Source organism: Pseudomonas sp. TNT2022 ID642 (assembly GCF_028656995.1).
Lineage (GTDB): Bacteria > Pseudomonadota > Gammaproteobacteria > Pseudomonadales > Pseudomonadaceae > Aquipseudomonas.
Window position 1 is genome coordinate 395,382 of sequence record NZ_JAMDGW010000007.1, and the last position, 19,262, is coordinate 414,643.

The window sequence follows — 19,262 nt, forward strand, 5'->3', positions numbered from 1 at the left end:
TCAGGTTTAGCGCGGACAAAAAAACGCCGGTCATGTGACCGGCGTTTTTTTATGCCTGCTCGATTTACCAAAAGCGCTGCTGGGTCAAGCGACTCCACCAGCTCAACAGCACGCGATCGACTGAACCGCTGGCCGCCATGCCAATACGCTCCTGCAGGCTTTTGCGCTCGGCGTAGTGCAGGTGATAGACCTCAGCCTTTTTCGCCCGGTCTGCGAGGTATTCATCGCTGGTCTTGAGTTCATCGACCAGTTGCATATCCAGCGCCGCGACGCCGAGCCAGACTTCACCGGTGGCGACATCATCAATCGCCAGTTGCGGGCGATAGCGGGCCACGAAGTTCTTGAACAGTTGATGGGTGATGTCCAGGTCTTCCTGAAACTTCTCGCGGCCCTTCTCGGTGTTTTCGCCAAACACGGTCAGGGTGCGTTTGTACTCGCCGGCGGTGAGGACTTCAAAGTCGATGTCGTGCTTCTTGAGCAAGCGGTTGACGTTGGGCAACTGTGCAACCACGCCGATCGAGCCGAGAATCGCGAACGGCGCGCTGATGATCTTCTCGCCGATGCACGCCATCATGTAACCGCCGCTGGCCGCGACCTTGTCGATGCACACGGTCAACGGCACGCCGGCTTCACGGATACGCGCCAATTGCGAGGACGCCAGGCCGTAGCTATGGACCATGCCGCCACCGCTTTCCAGACGCAGGACCACTTCGTCTTTTGGTGTGGCGAGGGTCAGCAGCGCGGTGATTTCATGGCGCAGGCTTTCGGTGGCCGAAGCCTTGATATCGCCGTCGAAATCCAGCACGAACACACGGGATTTGGCTTCGGGCTGTTTCTTCTGCTTTTTCGCGCTTTTCTCGGATTTGGCTTCGCCCTTGCGCAAAGCCTTGAGCTGATCCTTGTCGAGCAAGGTCTGCTCCAGGCGCTCACGCAGGCCTTTGTAGAAATCATTGAGTTTACTGACCTGCAACTGACCGGCCGATTTGCGCCGGCCCTTACTGCGTAACGCAGCAAAACTGGCCAGCACCACCAGAATGGCGACTACCAGGGTGACTGTCTTGGCCAGGAAGCTGGCGTATTCGGTGAAAAACTCCACAGAGACTCCTTAAACGATGCGCGGATGTGAGGCACACGCGAGATGGCTCCAGCATACCCATGCGCCGGCTTGTCGGCCAGCCGTGAAACCTCTGGCAACACCCCTGTAACGGGCATTTCAAACAAGCGTATGTTTTTTCATTGACAGCTACCCGTCATCCTCATAACCTCGCCACAACCTTCAACGTACCGGGATGACGCGGACGTGGGCAGCATCTACTTGATTCGACATGGCCAGGCCTCCTTTGGTGCAGACGACTATGACGTCTTGTCGCCGACCGGTGTACGCCAGGCAGAAATCCTCGGTCAGCACCTTGCCGAACTGGGTGTCAGCTTCGATCGCTGCCTTGCCGGTGACCTGCGTCGTCAGCAGCACACGGCCACCAGCGCGCTGGCGCAATTCGCCGCCAAAGGTTTGCCGGTACCGACGCTGGAAACCGACTCGGCGTTCAACGAATTCGATGCCGACGCGGTGATCCGCGCCCTGCTCCCGGACATGCTGGCGGACGAGCCGGAAGCCCTCGACATCTTGCGCAACGCCGCGCAGAACCGTGGTGAATTCCAACGTATTTTCGCCCTGATCATCGAGCGCTGGCTGGCCGGCACTTACGACACACCGGGGCTGGAAAGCTGGCTGGGTTTCGTCGAAAGGGTTCAGGCCGGGCTGCAGCGAATACTCGATCTGGCCGATAAAAATCAGAAAATCGCCGTGTTCACCTCCGGCGGCACCATCACTGCCCTGCTCCACCTCATTACGCAAATGCCTGCGAAACAGGCCTTTGAATTGAACTGGCAAATCGTCAACACCTCGCTCAACCAGCTGAAGTTCCGCGGTCGCGAGGTGGCTTTGGCCTCCTTCAACAGTCATGCACATCTGCAGCTGCTGAAGGCTCCGGAACTCATCACTTTTCGCTGAGTCCGGTTAGCTGTGAACCTTGCTGTAATCAACCAGCTCCTATTACCAAGAAAGGATCGAACCATGACCTCCGTAGCCGATGCCGTAAAAGAAATGCAAGCCAAGTTCAACCCAGCCGCTGCTGCCGGTCTGGATCTGGTCTTCGGTTTCAACATCACTGACGAAGACAAGCAGTACTCGCTGATCGTCAAAGACGGCACCTGCGACATCCAGGAAGGCGAAAACCCGGACGCCAACTGCACGCTGGTGCTGGACAGCGAAACCCTGAAAGGTATCGTCAGCGGCGACACCGACGGCATGCAGGCTTTCATGGGCGGCAAGCTGCGCGTTGAAGGCGACATGATGCTGTCGATGAAACTGTCCGAGCTGTTCCCGTCGTAAGACCGCAGACCCGCTATCGCGGGACCTGTCGGAATACACCACGAATCCCGCCTGATGGCGGGATTCGTGCGTTTTTGGCGCAATAAAATCAGGCGACGACTGTTGCTCCGGTAGACGTGTTCCCATTAATTCGGTGCAAGCAGAATTCAAATAAATGAAGCGTCAAAACTGTTTTCATTCAACGTCCGTCAGCTTTGAGCATTGCAGTAAAAATGGCAGATAGCCATGATTTCGAGGAAAAAAACCTTTAACATCACTGATACCGACATTCAAAATGGATTTCGCTTCAGTATGGATTCCCGCAACGACGCAACAAACAACAAACATATCATCGCTTACTTGAAACACTATATTTCGCTGAAAGCTCCGCGCTATGCAGTCCTGATTAGTGGCCCTTGGGGCTCAGGTAAAACACATATGATACAGCGCTTTCTGGAAGACCATCTCAGTGATCCTCCGTCGAGAAAAACGAAAACAACAAGAAAAATAACAAACCTTTTAAAGCTTGTCAGACTTAATCGCTTTCTCGACAATCGAGCACAAGAGATCTCCTCAGGAAAATATATTTACATCAGCCTGTACGGCGTTACTTCAGAAGAAGAAATAAATGACCGCATCATAGCCTCGGCCTTTCCCGGACTTGGATTAAAAACCAGTAGGATCATTGGCGGAATAGCTAAATCCGCCTTGAAATATGTAAAAATAAACATCGAGTTGACGGCCAAAAACTTCATATCGAAATTCCACAAGAATATTTATATATTTGATGACTTGGAGCGTTGTGAATTCCCTATAACCAAGGCACTAGGCTACATAAATCAATTTGTAGAGCATGGTGAAAAAACCGTAATCATCATCGCCGATGAAGACGAAATCAAGGATAAAGAAGACTACAGCCGAAGTCGAGAGAAGCTGATAGGAAAAACCCTGAGCATTAAACCCCCGATCATTGACGCCACCGAAAAATTTATCGCCCAGATTAAAGATACCTCTATAAAAAATCTGATGATTGAAAACTCCGGTGTTTTCTCCATGCTATTTCAACAGTCAGGCTTCAAAAACCTCAGATTTTTACAACAGGCCCTGCGAGAAATTGAAAGACCACTGATTACGTTAACCGAAGAACAGTTTCAGAATATAGAAGGCGTTATCTTTCTCGCAAAACTGGTATTTATCTATTCTTTCGAGGTTCAGTCCGGCCGAATGACCCCGCTGACACTTCAGTCCAGACCACGCCAGATGAACGACTTCTTCAAAAAGCATGGGGAAAAAAACGAACAGGAGAAAGCTTTTTGTCAAATAGAAACGTTATACCCCGGCATCGACTTAAGAGATCCGGTTCTTTCTAATGAAACGCTCGCCGACATTGTTATTCACGGGAATATCGATGCCGAAAAAATCCAGGAAACCATCAAACAAAGTCACTACTTCACAACCAATCGCGAAGAGCCCGCGCTTTATAAGCTAACTTACCTCTTTGAACTTAACGAGGCAGAATTCAAGGAAGCACGCGCCCAATTTGAAGAAGAGTACAAGCGACATGCCTTCACTCAACCCGCAGAAATCTTTCGATCGTTTGCCTTACGCCGAATGTTGTCTGCAAAGAAATTATTGCGTGTCCCTTTGGACCAAGTAATAGAACAGGGCGACTCATATCTGGATCATCTTTATACCTGCAAGCAATTCCCTATCGTAAATCCTGAGGACTATCAAGGAAGAGACTATGCAGAATTCAACGGACATTATTCAAACTTATCCTTCGAGCAACCCCCTCCAGAGCTCAATCATTTCTTTAAAACCTTTTTGATTTACAACGAGAAAGCCAGACAGGACCGTTACCCGCTCATTATAAAGTCCTTACTGCAAGACATGCGCAACGACCCTGAAGATTTCAGCCATCGAATTTCCATGCGTAGCGTAGAGCATCCATCCCTTATTACAGCCGAGATCCTACGAAAAATCGACGCCATGGACTTTACAAATACACTACTGAAGTTACATCCACGGCAACAAAATGTGATCTTGGGTGGATTTTCACGACGTTATACATTCACAAACTATAGCCCTGAGTTTAGCGGCGAAAAAGAATGGCTAAAAGAACTCAAGCAACATCTGGTGCAAAAGGCCAAATCAGCTTCCACATTCGAAAATCAAAGGATTCACGCAATTATTGAAAACTGCTTACAACCCCATATTGGCTACTTCTGAAACAATCGCCAGCGTGTCGCAGACCGGCTGATCAACCGGTACGCGATGCCGCCAGTAACTCTCGGGTATACGGATGGCGCGCCGAGCGAAAAAGCTCGTCAGTCTCACCACGCTCCACCACTTCACCCTGCTTCATCACAATCAGGTCATGCGCCAACGCGCGTACCACCGCCAGATCGTGGCTGATGAATAGGTAAGTCAGACCATGTTCCTGCTGCAAACGCCGCAGCAAAGTCACGATCTGCTTTTGCACCGTGCGATCCAGTGCCGAGGTCGGCTCATCGAGCAAAATCAGATCCGGTTTGAGCACCAGCGCCCGGGCAATGGCGATGCGTTGCCGCTGACCGCCGGAAAATTCGTGGGGATAGCGATGACGGGTGGCCGGATCGAGACCCACTTCACGCAGCACATCGATCACCGCCCTCTCGCGCTCGCCGGCGTTCAACTCGCTGTGCACCTGTAGTCCTTCGGCGATGATCTGCTCCACGCACAGGCGCGGACTGAGACTGCCGAACGGATCCTGAAACACCACTTGCAGGCGTTTGCGCAGTGGCCGGAGTTGTTTGCCGCTCAAGTGCTCCAGCGCCTCGCCTTGAAAGCGAATACTGCCTTGCGCATCGAGCAAACGCAGAATCGCCTGGCCCAGCGTCGACTTGCCGGAACCGGATTCGCCGACGATACCCAAGGTCTTGCCACGCTGAAGATTCAAATCAATGCCATTGACCGCGTGCAAGTATGACTTCGCCCGCAGCCATCCACCGCCCAAACGGAAGCGCACATTCAGATCACGCACCTCCAGCAAATCTTCAGCGGGTTCCCGACTTAACGCCTCGCCACCCGGTTCAGCGTTGAGCAACTCGATGCTGTAAGGATGCTGCGGCGCACTGAACAACTGTTCACACGGCGCCTGTTCGACGATCAGACCGCCACGCATGACCGCCACCCGCTGAGCGATATTGCGCACCAGATTCAGATCATGACTGATGATCAACAGCGCCATTCCCAGCCGCTCCTGCAGTTCTTTGAGCAGCAACAAAATCTTGCGTTGCACGGTCACGTCCAGCGCCGTGGTCGGCTCGTCGGCAATCAGCAACTGTGGCTCGCAGGCCAGCGCCATGGCGATCATCACCCGTTGTCGTTGACCGCCCGACAGTTGATGCGGATAGGCTTTGAGCCGTTCGCGCGGGCGCTGAATACCCACCAGTTCGAGCAACTGCACAATTCGCTGACGCGCCGCCGCCCCGGCCAGCCCTTTGTGCAGCGCAAGGCTTTCACCCAGTTGCCGCTCAATCGTGTGCAAAGGGTTCAGCGAACTCATCGGCTCCTGGAAAATCATTGCGATGCGGTTGCCACGCAATTGCCGCAAGTAGCGCTCATGAACGCCAAGCAACTCTTCGCCGGCATAGCGGATGCTTCCGTCAATCTGCGTGATGGCCGGGTCAAGCAATTGCAGAATGCTGTGCGCCGTCACCGATTTGCCCGAGCCGGATTCCCCGACCAGCGCCAGGCACTCGCCGGGGCGGATATCGAGGTCGATGCCGTGCACCACGGCCTGGCCATTGAAGGCGACGCGCAAGTCACGTATTTCAATCAGATGTTCCGGCATATCAAGTCCTTGGATCAAACGCATCGCGGCAGGCCTCGCCGATGAATACCAGCAGTGAAAGGATCAGCGCCAAGGCAAAGAACGCGGTCAAACCGAGCCACGGCGCTTGCAGATTGCTCTTGCCCTGGCCGATCAACTCGCCCAGCGACGCGCTGCCGGCCGGCATGCCAAAACCGAGAAAATCCAGCGCCGACAAAGTCGCAATCGCCCCGGTGAGAATGAACGGCAGATAGGTCAGCGTCGCGCTCATGGCATTGGGCAGGATGTGCCGAACGATCACCTGCGCATCGCCGACACCCAGCGCCCGCGCCGCTTTCACGTACTCAAGACCGCGACTGCGCAGGAACTCGGCCCGCACCACATCGACCAGGCTCAGCCAGGAAAACAGCGCCATGATCCCCAGCAACCACCAGAAATTCGGCTCGACAAATCCGGACAGAATGATCAGCAGGTACAACACCGGCAGCCCCGACCACACCTCCAGCACGCGCTGACCGATCAGGTCGACCCAACCACCGTAGTAACCCTGCAACGCGCCGGCAGCGATGCCAATCACTGCACTCGCTGCGGTCAGCGCCAAGGCAAACAGCAGCGACACGCGTGTGCCGAAAATCACCCGCGCCAACACGTCGCGCGCCTGATCGTCGGTGCCCAGCCAGTTGTCGCCACTGGGCGCACTCGGCGCTGGCTCCATCAGGTCGTAATTGACCGTGTCGAACGCGAACGGAATCGGCGCAAACCACATTTGCCCGCCCTGCCCCTCGATCAATTGCCGCACCTGCGCGCTGCGATAGTCCGGTTGAAACGGCAACTCACCGCCGAAATCCTGCTCGGTGTAGCGCTTGAACGCCGGAAAATACCAGTCGCCCTGATACGTCACCAATAGCGGCTTGTCATTGGCCACCAGCTCACCGCCGAGGCTCAGGCCGAACAGCGCGAGAAACAGCCACAACGACCACCAACCACGGCGATGCGCCTTGAAGCGCGCCCAGCGACGCTGGCCGATTGGAGACAATGTCAGCATCAGGCAGCCCTCGCGGTGAAGTCGATACGCGGATCAACCAGCGTGTAACAGAGGTCGCCGAGCAGTTTTATCAGCAGGCCGAACAGGGTGAAGATGAACAGCGAGCCGAACACCACCGGATAGTCGCGCGCCACTGCCGCTTCGTAACTGAGGCGCCCGAGGCCATCGAGGGAAAAGATCACTTCAATCAGCAGCGAGCCACCGAAAAACACCGTCACCAAGGCTTGCGGCAAACCGGCGACGACCAGCAGCATCGCGTTGCGAAACACATGGCCGTACAGCACCTGCCTTTGACTCAGCCCTTTGGCGCGCGCGGTCACCACGTACAGCCGCGAGATCTCGTTGAGAAAGCTGTTCTTGGTCAGGATCGTCAACGTGGCGAAACCGCCGATGACCAAGGCAATCACCGGCAACACCAAATGCCAGAAATAATCGGCCACCTTGGCCCACGGCGACAGCTCGGCGAAGTTGTCCGAGACCAGCCCGCGCACCGGAAACCAGTCCAGCGCCGTGCCACCGGCAAACACCACGATCAGCAGCAGCGCGAAAAGGAATCCCGGCAACGCATAGCCGATGATGATCGCCACGCTGCTCCAGACATCGAACGCCGAGCCGTTATGCACAGCCTTGCGAATACCCAGCGGAATTGACACCACATAGGTGATCAACGTCGCCCACAGGCCCAGCGACAAGGTCACCGGCAGCTTCTGCCAGATCAGTTCCGTGACGCTGGCACCGCGAAAGAAACTCTGACCGAAATCCAGTCGCGCATAGCTTTTGAGCATCAGCCACAAGCGCTCGCTGGCGGGTTTGTCGAAGCCGTACTGACGCTCGATATCGGCCACCAGTTTCGGGTCCAGTCCGCGGGTAGCGCGGGACTCGCCACCGACCGTTTCGACATGGCTGGAACCCACTGCCGCACCGACGCCAATACCTTGCAAGCGCGCGATGGCCTGCTCGACCGGGCCACCGGGTGCGGCTTGCACGATAACAAAATTGACCAACAGGATCGCGAGCAAGGTCGGCACGATCAGCAGCAGACGCCGCAGGCTATAACCCCACATGGCTGTACTCCTTGGGCATCTGCGCTGATGTCAGGGCAGTCGGGCTGATTTCCCACCAGGTGTCGAGGCCGGCGTCGTACAGCGGGGCAATCGCCGGTCGGCCGAAACGGTTCCACCACACAGTGGAAATCCCCGGCGGGTAATAGTTGGGTACCCAGTAATAACCCCACTGCAACACTCGATCCAGCGCATGGGCATGGCGCAACAGACTCTCGCGATTGTCAGCCTGCACCAACCCTTCGAGCAGTGCATCGACGGCCGGGTCGCGCAGGACCATGTAGTTGTTCGAACCAGGATCAGCGGCGCTATCGGAGCCGAAGTAATTGAACATCTCGCGCCCTGGTGCCTGACTCACCGGGTAACCGGCGACGATCATGTCGTAATCGCGATTGCGCACGCGGTTGGTGTATTGCGCGGTGTCGACCTGGCGGATATCGAAGCCAATGCCGATCTGCGCGAGGTTGCGTTTGAACGGCAATAACAGCCGTTCGAAACCTTTCTGGCCGTTGAGAAACGTGAAATGCAGAGGTTCGCCATTGGCGTTCACCAATTGATCGCCACGGGGTTTCCAGCCAGCGGCTTCGAGTAGCTTCAGTGCCTGCAACTGTTCGCTGCGAACGTTGCCGCTGCCGTCGGTTTTCGGTGCTTCAAACACCGTGGTGAACACTTCATCGGGAATCTGTCCGCGCAACGGCTCAAGAATCTTCAGCTCTTCGGCATCCGGCAACGCGGTGGCCGCCAGCGCGCTGTGGGAGAAGTAGCTGCGCTGACGCAGGTACATGCTGCGCATCATCTGCCGGTTGCTCCATTCGAAATCCCAGAGCATGGCGATTGCCTGGCGCACGCGACGATCCTGAAACGGCGGTTTCTGCAGGTTGAACACAAAGCCCTGCGCACCTTGAGCGGCACCGGGTGCGAGATGCTCACGGAGCAATTTGCCTTGCTCCAGCGCGGTTCCCGCGTAACCGATGGTGAAGCTGGTGGCGGAGAACTCGCGGTTGTAATCGAAGCCGCCGGCCTTGAGCACTTGCCGTGACACGTCGGTGTCGGCGAAAAACTCCACGCTTAACTGATCGAAGTTGTACAACCCGCGAGTGATCGGCAGATCCTTGGCCCACCAGTCTTGCACCCTTTGGAATTTCACGCTGCGCCCGGCATCTACCGCGCTGATGCGATATGGGCCGCTGCCCGGCGGAATCTCGAAACCGCCGCCCTCGGCGAAATCGCGAGTCCGCCACCAATGTTCGGGCAGCACCGGCAGTGTCGCCAGGTCCAGCGGCAAGGTGCGGCTGTCGTTGTTCTTGAAGAGGAAGCGCACTTGCGTCGGCGACTCCACGACGACTTCGGCGACATCGCGGAACTGCTGGCGGTATTTGAGGCTGCCCTGAGTGGTAAACAGTTCGAAGGTGTAACGCACGTCTTCGGCGGTGATCGGCGTGCCATCTTCGAAACGCGCCTTCGGGTTCAGGTAGAAGCGTATCCAGCGGCGATCCGGATCCAGCTCCATCTGCTGCGCCACCAGACCGTAGACGCTGTAGGGCTCATCCTTGCTGCGATAGGCCAGCGGTGCGTAGAGCCAGCCATCAATGTCGGCCACGCCAGTGCCTTTGTCGGTGTAAGGAATCAGGTGATCGAACGGGCCGCTTTCCAGCGAAGACCGGCGCAGGCTGCCGCCCTTCGGCGCGTCGGGGTTGGCGTAGGCCAGGTGCTGGAAGTCGGGGGCGTATTTGGGGGCTTCACCGTAAACCGTTAACGCCGGTTGCGGGGCGGCCAAACCGAGCGGGGTTAAAAGCGCAAAAGCGCTGAATAATATGAGTCTGGAGAACATCGGCAGATCCTTTTACAAGGTGCTGCTAATGGCCTCATCGCTGGCAAGCCAGCTCCCACAGGGTCTGTGGTGTTCACAAATTCCATGGGGGAGCTGGCTTGCCAGCGATGAGGCCAGAACAGCCAATACACCTTCTGCCTACCTGTGATGTGCAACAGGCCGGCGATTTTTATAGGGCGGGCTTTAGATCAATAGGTGACTAAAATCCCCACCAACTGCTAAAGCCCGTTCTGTAGGAGCTGCCCAAGGCTGCGATCTTTTGATTTTCAACGGCAAAAGATCGCAGCCTTCGGCAGCTCCTACACGGCTCGTTTCAGAACTTGTAACTGACCCGCGTGTACAGCGTCCGTCCAAACGGATCGCCATATTTCGGGTCGTAGCCGCTCTGGAACGTGTAGGTCTGATTGCTGAACGGTGGCTCGCGGTCGAACAGGTTTTTCGCGCCGAGGGTCACGCTCAGGGTCTTGCGCCAGGTGTAGGTGCCGGCCAGATCCCAGACGTTGTACGAGCCGACGTAATCGTGAGTGTCGCGATCGGAGTCGTGGTAACCGCTGGTGTAGCGGTTGGTCAGCGCGGCGCCGAACGGGCCGTAGTTCCAGCTGCCGGTCAGGCTGTGCCGCCAGCGCGCCACGGCGCCCGCCGAAGCGAAGTCGCCGCCACGGAAATCACCCAGTTTGTCGATGTAGTCGCCCTTGAGTTGTTGCTGGTAGTCATAGCGGGTGACGTAAGTGCCTTGCAGGCCGATGCCAAAATTGCCGTACGGCGTGCTCGGCAGTCGGTAATCGAAGCTGACATCGACGCCATTGGTCTTGATCTTGCCGAGGTTGGCCAGGCCGGTGACGATGTGGTCGATGGAGCCATCCGGCTTGCGGACCAGACGATCCGGGTACAGTTCAGGGTTCTCGAACACCGCCGACTCGGGGAACTCGGCGATCTGGTTGGCGATGTCGATCCACCAGAAATCCAGACCCGCCGTCAGACGTTCGAACGGCTGATAGACAAACCCGAGGGTGACGTTGCGCGCGGTTTCCGGGCTGAGGTCGGTATTGCCGCCGCTGGTGCGATTGAACTGCTGCGCGCAGTCGCGGTTGGCGATGCCGCCATTGCTCGGATTGCCGCCAGCGCACAAGCGTGGATCGTTGTAGTTGGCGTTGGTGAAACTGGTGAAGGTCGGGTTGTACAGCTCATACAACGACGGCGCTCGGAACCCTTCGCTGTAGGCACCGCGCACCACCAGTTCCTTGAATGGCTGGAAGCGGAACGAGTACTTAGGATTGGTGGTGCTGCCGAAGTCGCTGTACTTGTCGTGACGCACGGCGGCGGACAGTTCCAGGCTGTCGAGCACAGGTACGTTGACCTCGGCGTACTCGGCCGAGACGCTGCGATCCCCGGCAACGCTGCCGTTCGGATCGACACCAAGGCTTTGCACGTCGCCGGCAAACTGCGCGAAATCCTGATGGAAGTCTTCCTTGCGGTACTCGCCGCCGAGCGCCAATGCCGAAGGGCCGGCACCGAACCAGTCGCCGATTTCACGGCTGATGCGCCCGTCGATGGCCTTCACCCGCCCGACCGCCGTGGCGTAATCGCCGTCCACCGCGTTGGCCGCCAACAGCGCCGAACCGGCAGCCGTCTGCGGGCCGAACGGGTTGATTACGCCGTTGGCAATACCGGCGCTAACGGCACGGTCATTGACGTAGCCGTCCTGAATGCTGTTCACCACTTTGTTCTGGTTGTACGAGGCGCCAAGGTTGTAATCCCAACCGACCAGCGTGCCGTCGAAACTCAGCAGCAAGCGCTGACTGGTGTTGTCGTCTTCGTGCTGACGCGCGCCGACGGCGGTTTCGCGCCAGTTGACGTCAACCGGTTGTGTCGGGTCGAGGGCAAAATCGTTCGGCCCTGGGGTGATGCCGTTGCCCGGATAGAACGCCGTGCCGGGGTTGACCTGATTACCCATCAACGTGCCGGGGCCGATTTGCGTGCGGTTTTCGTTTTGCGCCCAGAAGTATTCGAGGCTGACGTTGTGATCGTCGGACAGTTTGCCGGTGGCTTTGGCGAAGGCCGAGGTCTTCTCCGTTTCCGGCACCAGATCGAGGTAATTCCACAGGCTCTGCCGGCAGATGCCGTTGCGCGCCAGCAAACCCGGTGCGTTGCAGCCAGAACCGGCCAAAGGGTTGGTGGCGTTACTGCCCTGGCTCCAGTTGGCCGGCGATGCGGTGCCGGAGGTGTAATCAAGTCCGCGGTTGGGCTGATAGTTGTAGGTGTAGCCGCGATCCTCAGCGGCCAGGCGTTGCTGCTTGTCGTAACTGACCACACCAAACACGTTGAAGCGATCATCCTGCAAATCACCGAAACCCCAACTGCCGCTGAAGTTGCGGCTTTCACCGCCACCCGAATGCGTCGGCGTGTCGTAGTTGGTGCTGATTTGCCCTTCAGTCAGGCTGGTCTTGGTGATGAAGTTGATCACCCCGCCAATCGCATCGGTGCCGTACAACGCCGAGGCGCCATCACGCAGCACTTCCACGCGGTCAATGGCGGCGAATGGAATGGTGTTGAGATCGACACCGGAGCCATTGATCGCGTTGGTGGCGTTGTTACTCAGACGCCGGCCGTTGAGCAGCACCAAGGTCTTGTTCGGGCCGATGCCGCGCAGATCGGCATAGGACGCCCCGCCACTGCTCGACCCCACCGAACGCCCGGAACCAACCGAGGACTGGTTGGCGGAAATGCGGCTGACCAGTTCCTCGGTGGTGGTGACGCCCTGCTCGCGCAACTCTTCTACGCGCAGGATAGTGACCGGTACCGCCGTTTCTGCATCGACCCGGCGGATTGCCGTCCCCGTGACTTCGACACGCTGCAGTTGAGTGGTCGGTTCGGTTGCCGTGCTGTCGGCGGCGATGGCCGGCAGCGTGTTGATTGCCAGCAGCAAGGCCAGGCTCAAAGGTGATTTGACGGGTGAAAACTGAATCATGAACAGCCATCCCTGCGTTTTGGTTTATGCAGGGATGTGCGATGACGAATCAGGATTTATAGAGGGCGACTTAGACTGTTGGGTGCTGAGGTTATGCAAAGAATGCCATGCCTCCGTATCAAGCCGATGCCACTTCCTTCAACAAGCGGGTATCCAGCCCGAAACGCTCCTGAGAGATCATCTTGAACTGCCCCTCTGCCAGATCGCAACTCACCAGCAAATTCCACGAATGCCGGGTTGCCGCTGATGGGATCAGTACAAATGGATGCTCAGCCAGCAAAGCGTCGGCAAACCGCTGTTGATTGGGTGAAGGCGGTGCTGGACTCAGCCAGTAAGGATTCGGCACCTCTTCCGGCTGTACGATTCTGACCCTTGCGTCGCTGATAACTTCAAAGCAGGTCAGTACATAAGGCTCCTTGTCCAGCACATCAAAACTGCGATTAGCTGCCACCTCCAGGATGGCAGAGGACGGATCGACTGAGGCGTAAACGACACGCCGGCCGGGTGCATTCCACCGGCCTCCGTTCACCTCTGAACCAATCCCGCTGTCCCACGTACATCGGTATACCTCAGGATCCAGTCGCCACGCATACCAACGTTCATCCCAGGGCAAGGGATTCATGGAGTAACCCCGTAAATGAGCCGACCCAAATGTTGCTCCACCCTCTGGAAACCCAGTGGGTGTCGGGTCAACTCCAACGGCACGTGGCCGTTCAGGTAAGGGGTGGGCTTCTGCATCCACTCCTCCGCCCGTGGCTGTCCCCCGAATGCCCGAATGGCCATTTCCAGCACCAATGCGTATTGGTAGGCGACGACACTCTGCTGCGGGTCAAGCCGTACCGGATTGCCCTCCTTCAGGAGACGGCGCACGGTTCTGACAGATTTGCCGGTGATACGCTTGACCATGTCGCCTTGCAGATATAGCTCGGAGGTTGAAAGCATGTTGACGACGTCGCTCAATTCAAAGCCCTGGTCAGTCAGGTGGACGATCAGCAAGGCATCGTCGTCTATGTTCTGGCCGTTCACGAGCAACTCGACAGGTTTTCCGTCGGCCTTTTTCAGCCCCGTGAGCCGGGGTGTTTGTACTGTGGGCATCGCGACATCCTCCATAGGGCACCTGGCGCGATCATCGCGCCAAAAATACCGATGAGAATAAGCAGGCGTTTCATGCTCAATGTGTGGGGTACGCATAATCGATCCTTTATCTGGGAGCCTGAGCGTTCAAGCCGCTCAGCGACTTCAATGTCAGGTCCGATGCTATAGATCGCGCTTCCGACGACCAACCTGAAAAAGTCGTCGGAAATATCCCCTGCTTGCCGCAAAACCCGCCATTTTCCGTAGGACGTCAACGCGAAATTCGTGCCATCAGCCGCCGAAGTGATAACTCACATCGAGCCACCATTGCCGCCCGTACGGGTCATAGTTGCCGGTCGGGTAATACGGCCACCCTGCCGAGTCATCGTGTTTAACCTGATTCAGCACGTTGTTCACGGTCAGCCCGACACTCGCCCGGTCATTGAGCTTGTAACGCGCACTGGCGTTGAACACCGTCCACGGCGACAGACGCCCGTCTCCCGCGCCATTGGTGACCGAGCCGTAGCGAATGCCCATCAGCGTCGCCGTGGCTTTCTGGTAATCCCAGGTCAGGCTGGCGTTGACCTTGCTGCGCCAGTCGTAGTTGGTGCGTGAAGTACGCCAGTCTTGCGTCGGCGCTTCCTCAGATTCCTTGTAGTAATGCGAAAGCACCAGGGTGTAACCCAGCGCCGAACTGAACGCTCCATACTGCCCGGCACCCCAGCGGATATTGCTCTTGAAATCCAGACCACTGACCCGCTCGCTGGCGGCGTTGATCGCATTCACCCGCACACGATTCAACTGGTTCGGATCGACCGCCGCATTGCCTGCGTTGCGATCGATGCGCGCCAGGGTCGATTGGCAGTTGGCCGAGTTGATGTCCTGCGTGCCGTTGCGGCATTCATTCTCTTGTTGCAGCAAGCGGTTTTCATCGACGGTGGTCAGCAGATCATCGATCTCGACGCGCCAGAAATCGGTGGAGAAATCGAAGTTGCGCGACGGCGACCAGACAAACCCGTACGTCCACGATTTACCGCGTTCCGACTCCAGGTTCGCCGTGCCGCTCTGGGTGTAATCGACTCGCCCACGTTCACACGCGCCTTCCACGCCCTGACTGCAACCGTAGTAATCGATTTGCGCCGGGTAGTAGCCGTTGCTGTCGGACTGATAGATGTAGTTCAGGTCCGGCGCACGGAAACTGGTGCCGTAACTGCCGCGCAGCAACAGGCTGGTCACCGGGCGCCATTCCAGCCCCAGGTTGTAGGTTTTCTGCTGCTCGGTGCGGCCGCTGAATTTGTATTGATCCCAGCGCCCGGCGGCGGTCGCCAGCAGCGTGTCGGTGACTGGAATGCTGAACTCGCCGCCCGCGGCATAACGCTTGCGCGAGCCACCGGAGCTTTGCTGTGGGCTTACGCCGTAAAACGTGCCGTCGTTGAGGCCATCGTCCGGGTCAACGCGATACTCCTGCTTGCCCGCCTCCAGCACACCGGCGAAACCCACCGGGCCGGCCGGCAAATCGAACAGATCACCGTTGACCGAAGCGTTGTAACTGGTCGACACCGACTTGCTGCTCTGGGTCAGGTTGCCGCGAAACTGCTGCCATTCCTGCGGCGTCAGCGGCCGGTCCAGCCTAGAGGCGTCCGGGGCGAACACCGGATAACCGCCGCTGACACCGAGTTGCGGGCCGAGGTAGAAATCCTGAATCGATGACAGTGGCGTGTAGCGCGTGGTCCTGACGCTGCGATATTCCGAGCGGTTGGCCGCCAGATCGTAGCTCCAGCCAGTGTCGGCAATCTTGTCCGAGAGACCGAGGGTGCCGGTCCACGAGGTGTCGCGCCACTTGCTGTTGTTGCTGGTGCGGCCACCGATTTCCTCTTCACCGAAGCGTCGATACCAGCGTTCCAGATTGCCGCTGTTCTGGTTGATGAAGTCCGGCGAGGTGAAGGTCGGCCCGCGTGTGTTGTTCTGGATATGGTCGAGGCCGTACATCAGGTCGGCGAAGACCTGACCGCTGTCGCTGAAATGCCAGGTGCCACGGGTGTAGCCGTCGTAGTTTTCCTTCTGGGTCTGCACGGTCCAGTAATCGTTGTACATCTGATCGGTGCGGCAGCGCCCGCCACTGTTGACCAGTTTGTTGTCGAAGGTGCCCTGATAAGCACCGCAACCCGGTCCCAGATAACGACTGTTGCTCAGATCGCGGCGGTAACCGACGTCCGCCAACGGGCCGTTTTGCATAAAGCCACGGTCATCGGCCCAGATCGGATCGCGGTTAGTCAGTTCCAGACCGAACAAGCCGTCAAAATCCCCCCAACTGCCGCCGCCGCTGATCTGCAAACGCTGGTTGTCACCGCCGCCGCGCTCGCTGGTGCCGCCCTTGAGATTGACGTCGACGCCGTTGATCTTGTCCTTGAGGATGATGTTGACCACCCCGGCAATCGCGTCCGAGCCGTAAATCGCCGAGGCGCCGCTGCTGAGGATTTCGATGCGTTCGATAACCGCTGACGGAATGTTCGCCAGGTTGGTGAAGTTGACCTTGCCGTCGTACGGCGTCGGATAGTCGGCCACCCGCCGGCCATTGATCAGCACCAGCGTATGGTTCGGGCCGAGGCCGCGCAGGTTGAGCGCGCTGGCCGCCGGTTGCCAGGTGTTGCCGTAATCTTCGCCTTGGGTCATGCCGGTGTTTTGCGTTTGCGTCGCCAGAGCGTCGTAGACGTTTTTGTAGCCGCGCGCTTCCATTTCTTCGTGGGTGATAACGTTGACCGGCGTGGCGCCATCGCTCTGCGCGCGAGCAATGCGCGAACCAGTCACGGTGACTTTTTCCATGCGGTAATCGGCGCTGGTGACCGGTGCCACGGCAGTGACTTTCGCCGGCGCATCGGCTGCGCGAACCGTTAAACCCTGAGTGCTTTGCTCGACTTGCAGACCACTGCCGAGCAAAGCTTTTTCCACCGCCTGGCGGCCGCCCAACGCACCGCGCACCGCCGCGCTGCGCTTGCCTTGTACCAATTCCTGACTGAAGGAAATCGGCACACCGCTCTGCCGCGAGATGCCCAGCAGCACTTCATCGAGCGGTCCGCTGGCGATGTCGAAGGTGAACACCGCCGCTACCGATTCCTGGGCCACCGCCGCCAATGGACTGACGCCCAGCGCCAACGCAGCGGCGAGGGTCAATCGAGGTAATTGTTGTTTGAGTGAGAACATCGAAGGGTTTCCCTGTTGAAGGCATCTGCAGGGAATGAGCAGCGGGCCGGCACTTTTTATAGGGCGGCGATTAGGCCAAGAAGTCATATCCCTATAACCGAAACCCTGCCACCCAATTCAATGCCAGGCCCTGTAGGAGCTGCCGCAGGCTGCGATCTTTTGACTTTGGCGTTTCTCAATCAAAGGCAAGATCAAAAGATCGCAGCCTGCGGCAGCTCCTACAGAGAGGAGTTAGCCGTTGAGCGGGAGTCAATGCTGACCCAGTACGGGTTGTGCCAGGTGACGCGGATCGGCAGCGAGCGCTCCAGCAGTTGCAGGGTGCGATCACTGTCGTCGAGGGGATAGAGGCCACTGAGGCGCAGGTCGCCAACTTCAGGACTCAGATGCAAGATGCCACGACGGTAACGGCGCAGGCTGTCGATGACCTCGCGCAGAGGCCGGTCGCGGACTTCCAGGCGACCTTGCACCCAGGCACTTTCCTGGCCGCTGCTGCGCTCCAGCGAAAGTAACCCGGCGCCGTTGAACAGCAGACTCTCGCCGGCCTGCACCACTTGCCGCGCGCCACCGGCGGTGACCACTTCAACCTGTGAATGAAGCAGCACCAATCGCGTCGCCTCCTCGCTGTACTGAACGAGAAACTTCGTCCCCAGCGCACGCATACAACCGTGCTCGGTCTCGACCACAAAGGGCCGCGCCGGCTCTTTCGCCACATCGACCAGCAACTCACCACTACGCAACGCGAGCAAACGTTGCCGCTCATCGAATAACGGCACCACACGACTGCGCGCATTGAGGGTCAGCGCACTACCGTCCGCCAAGGTGAAATCACGCCGCTCGCCAGTCCCGGTCGACAACTCTCCCGCCTCCGGCAACCAGCCGTAGCGGCGGCCGAGCAACCCGGCCAACAGCGCAATACCCAGCACACTCAAACTGCCGCTGATAAAGCGTCGACGACTCGACGGTGCATTGAGGCTGTGCAACAAACTGCTACGCGGCACGCTGCGCAAGGTTGGATTACGCAGCAGATTGAGGCCGCCGCCCATTTGCTCGATGACTTGCTGATGGCGTGGATCGGCGCCCCGCCAGGCCTCGAACGCGGCGCGCTCAGCCATGCCCGCCTCGCCCGATTGCAACAACGCCAGCCATTGTGCCGCCTCGTCAATCACCGCCTCGTCCGGCCTCATGCCTGCATCGCCTGATAGCAACGCTTGAACGCTTCGACCATGTATTGCTGCACGCGACTGGTCGACACGCCGAGGCGCTCGCCGATCTCGCTGTAGGTCAAACCGTCGAGCTGATGGTAGAGAAATGCCGCTTTGGCTTTGGCCGACAGCCCGTTAAGCAGGCGATCCACTGCCAGCAGCGCTTCGATCACCAGCGCCCGCTCTTCCGGCGACGGATGCACCGGCTCCGGCGCCAGCGCCAGACTTTCCAGATAAGCGCGTTCAAGGTCCTGGCGCCGCCAGCCTTCGTACACCAGCCGCCGGGCGATGGTGGTCAACAGTGCCCGTGGCTCGCGAATAGCCGTGGGGTCCGGCAGTGCCAGCACCCGTAGAAAGGTTTCCGAAGCGATGTCCTGCGCACTGTGCGGGCACCCGAGCGTGCGGCCAACGGCAGCGCACAGCCAGCGATAGTCCTTTTGGAACATCTGCCCGATGATCTGGTAATGCGGGTTGTACCCAGCCATGCCTTGCTCCCTGAAACGGGTCCCACCCGCTGCGAAAAACCATCGTTCTGCCGGGATCGTCCGGCTCTGATCAGGCGCGACTGTGCAATAGCCTCGAAGACATTTGAAGTAATAAAAAATCAGCACAAGCAAACCATTGAGCATAAGCCGCTTGGTCGCCGCAGAAACATTGGCTGACACAACGTTGACCTCGATCACTGGCGCGTGGCC

Annotated in this window: 14 protein-coding genes; 3 read left to right on the forward strand and 11 right to left on the reverse strand. The window is 58.0% G+C overall.

Annotation, left to right across the window (positions count from 1 at the left end):
- Positions 1–64: 64 nt before the first annotated feature.
- Positions 65–1,096, reverse strand: coding sequence for a protease SohB (sohB, locus tag M5G26_RS07625; RefSeq protein WP_273914892.1), 1,032 nt, complete (start codon positions 1,094–1,096; stop codon positions 65–67).
- 204 nt (positions 1,097–1,300) lie between these two features.
- Here sohB and M5G26_RS07630 point away from each other — a divergent pair, with 204 nt between their 5' ends.
- The 3 genes from M5G26_RS07630 to M5G26_RS07640 all read left to right on the forward strand — a co-directional run bounded on the left by M5G26_RS07630 (position 1,301) and on the right by M5G26_RS07640 (position 4,600).
- A complete protein-coding gene (locus tag M5G26_RS07630; RefSeq protein ID WP_150692260.1) occupies positions 1,301–2,011 on the forward strand; it encodes a histidine phosphatase family protein in 711 nt (236 codons plus the stop codon).
- A gap of 63 nt (positions 2,012–2,074) precedes the next feature.
- On the forward strand, positions 2,075–2,392 hold the full coding sequence (locus M5G26_RS07635; RefSeq protein WP_273914893.1) for an SCP2 sterol-binding domain-containing protein: 318 nt from the start codon (positions 2,075–2,077) through the stop codon (positions 2,390–2,392).
- 225 nt (positions 2,393–2,617) lie between these two features.
- On the forward strand, positions 2,618–4,600 hold the full coding sequence (locus tag M5G26_RS07640; RefSeq protein WP_273914894.1) for a P-loop NTPase fold protein: 1,983 nt from the start codon (positions 2,618–2,620) through the stop codon (positions 4,598–4,600).
- A gap of 31 nt (positions 4,601–4,631) precedes the next feature.
- Here M5G26_RS07640 and M5G26_RS07645 read toward each other — a convergent pair whose 3' ends face one another.
- The 10 genes from M5G26_RS07645 to M5G26_RS07690 all read right to left on the reverse strand — a co-directional run bounded on the left by M5G26_RS07645 (position 4,632) and on the right by M5G26_RS07690 (position 19,052).
- Positions 4,632–6,206: an ABC transporter ATP-binding protein gene (locus tag M5G26_RS07645; protein ID WP_273914895.1), complete on the reverse strand. Its 1,575-nt coding sequence runs from the start codon at positions 6,204–6,206 to the stop codon at positions 4,632–4,634.
- A gap of 1 nt (position 6,207) precedes the next feature.
- Entirely contained in the window at positions 6,208–7,230 is a 1,023-nt protein-coding gene (locus M5G26_RS07650; protein WP_273914896.1) for an ABC transporter permease, read from the reverse strand.
- Positions 7,230–8,294, reverse strand: a complete 1,065-nt coding sequence (locus M5G26_RS07655) for a microcin C ABC transporter permease YejB (protein WP_273914897.1) — start codon at positions 8,292–8,294, stop codon at positions 7,230–7,232. Before M5G26_RS07655 ends, M5G26_RS07650 begins: the two co-directional genes overlap by 1 nt.
- Entirely contained in the window at positions 8,281–10,122 is a 1,842-nt protein-coding gene (locus M5G26_RS07660; protein ID WP_273914898.1) for an extracellular solute-binding protein, read from the reverse strand. Before M5G26_RS07660 ends, M5G26_RS07655 begins: the two co-directional genes overlap by 14 nt.
- A 313-nt stretch (positions 10,123–10,435) precedes the next feature.
- Positions 10,436–13,090: a TonB-dependent receptor gene (locus M5G26_RS07665; RefSeq protein ID WP_273914899.1), complete on the reverse strand. Its 2,655-nt coding sequence runs from the start codon at positions 13,088–13,090 to the stop codon at positions 10,436–10,438.
- 118 nt (positions 13,091–13,208) lie between these two features.
- The gene (locus M5G26_RS07670; RefSeq protein WP_273914900.1) at positions 13,209–13,712 is read right to left on the reverse strand and encodes an RES family NAD+ phosphorylase; all 504 of its coding nucleotides are present in this window, start codon (positions 13,710–13,712) and stop codon (positions 13,209–13,211) included.
- Entirely contained in the window at positions 13,709–14,185 is a 477-nt protein-coding gene (locus M5G26_RS07675) for an antitoxin Xre/MbcA/ParS toxin-binding domain-containing protein (RefSeq protein ID WP_007912557.1), read from the reverse strand. Before M5G26_RS07675 ends, M5G26_RS07670 begins: the two co-directional genes overlap by 4 nt.
- Positions 14,186–14,455: 270 nt before the next feature.
- Entirely contained in the window at positions 14,456–17,365 is a 2,910-nt protein-coding gene (locus M5G26_RS07680; protein ID WP_273914901.1) for a TonB-dependent receptor, read from the reverse strand.
- 218 nt (positions 17,366–17,583) lie between these two features.
- Positions 17,584–18,549, reverse strand: coding sequence for a FecR domain-containing protein (locus M5G26_RS07685; protein ID WP_273914902.1), 966 nt, complete (start codon positions 18,547–18,549; stop codon positions 17,584–17,586).
- Positions 18,546–19,052 (reverse strand): sigma-70 family RNA polymerase sigma factor, encoded by a 507-nt coding sequence (locus M5G26_RS07690; RefSeq protein ID WP_116029034.1) that lies wholly within the window; start codon positions 19,050–19,052, stop codon positions 18,546–18,548. The genes M5G26_RS07685 and M5G26_RS07690 overlap by 4 nt, the downstream gene beginning before the upstream one ends.
- Between the last annotated feature and the right edge of the window lie 210 nt (positions 19,053–19,262).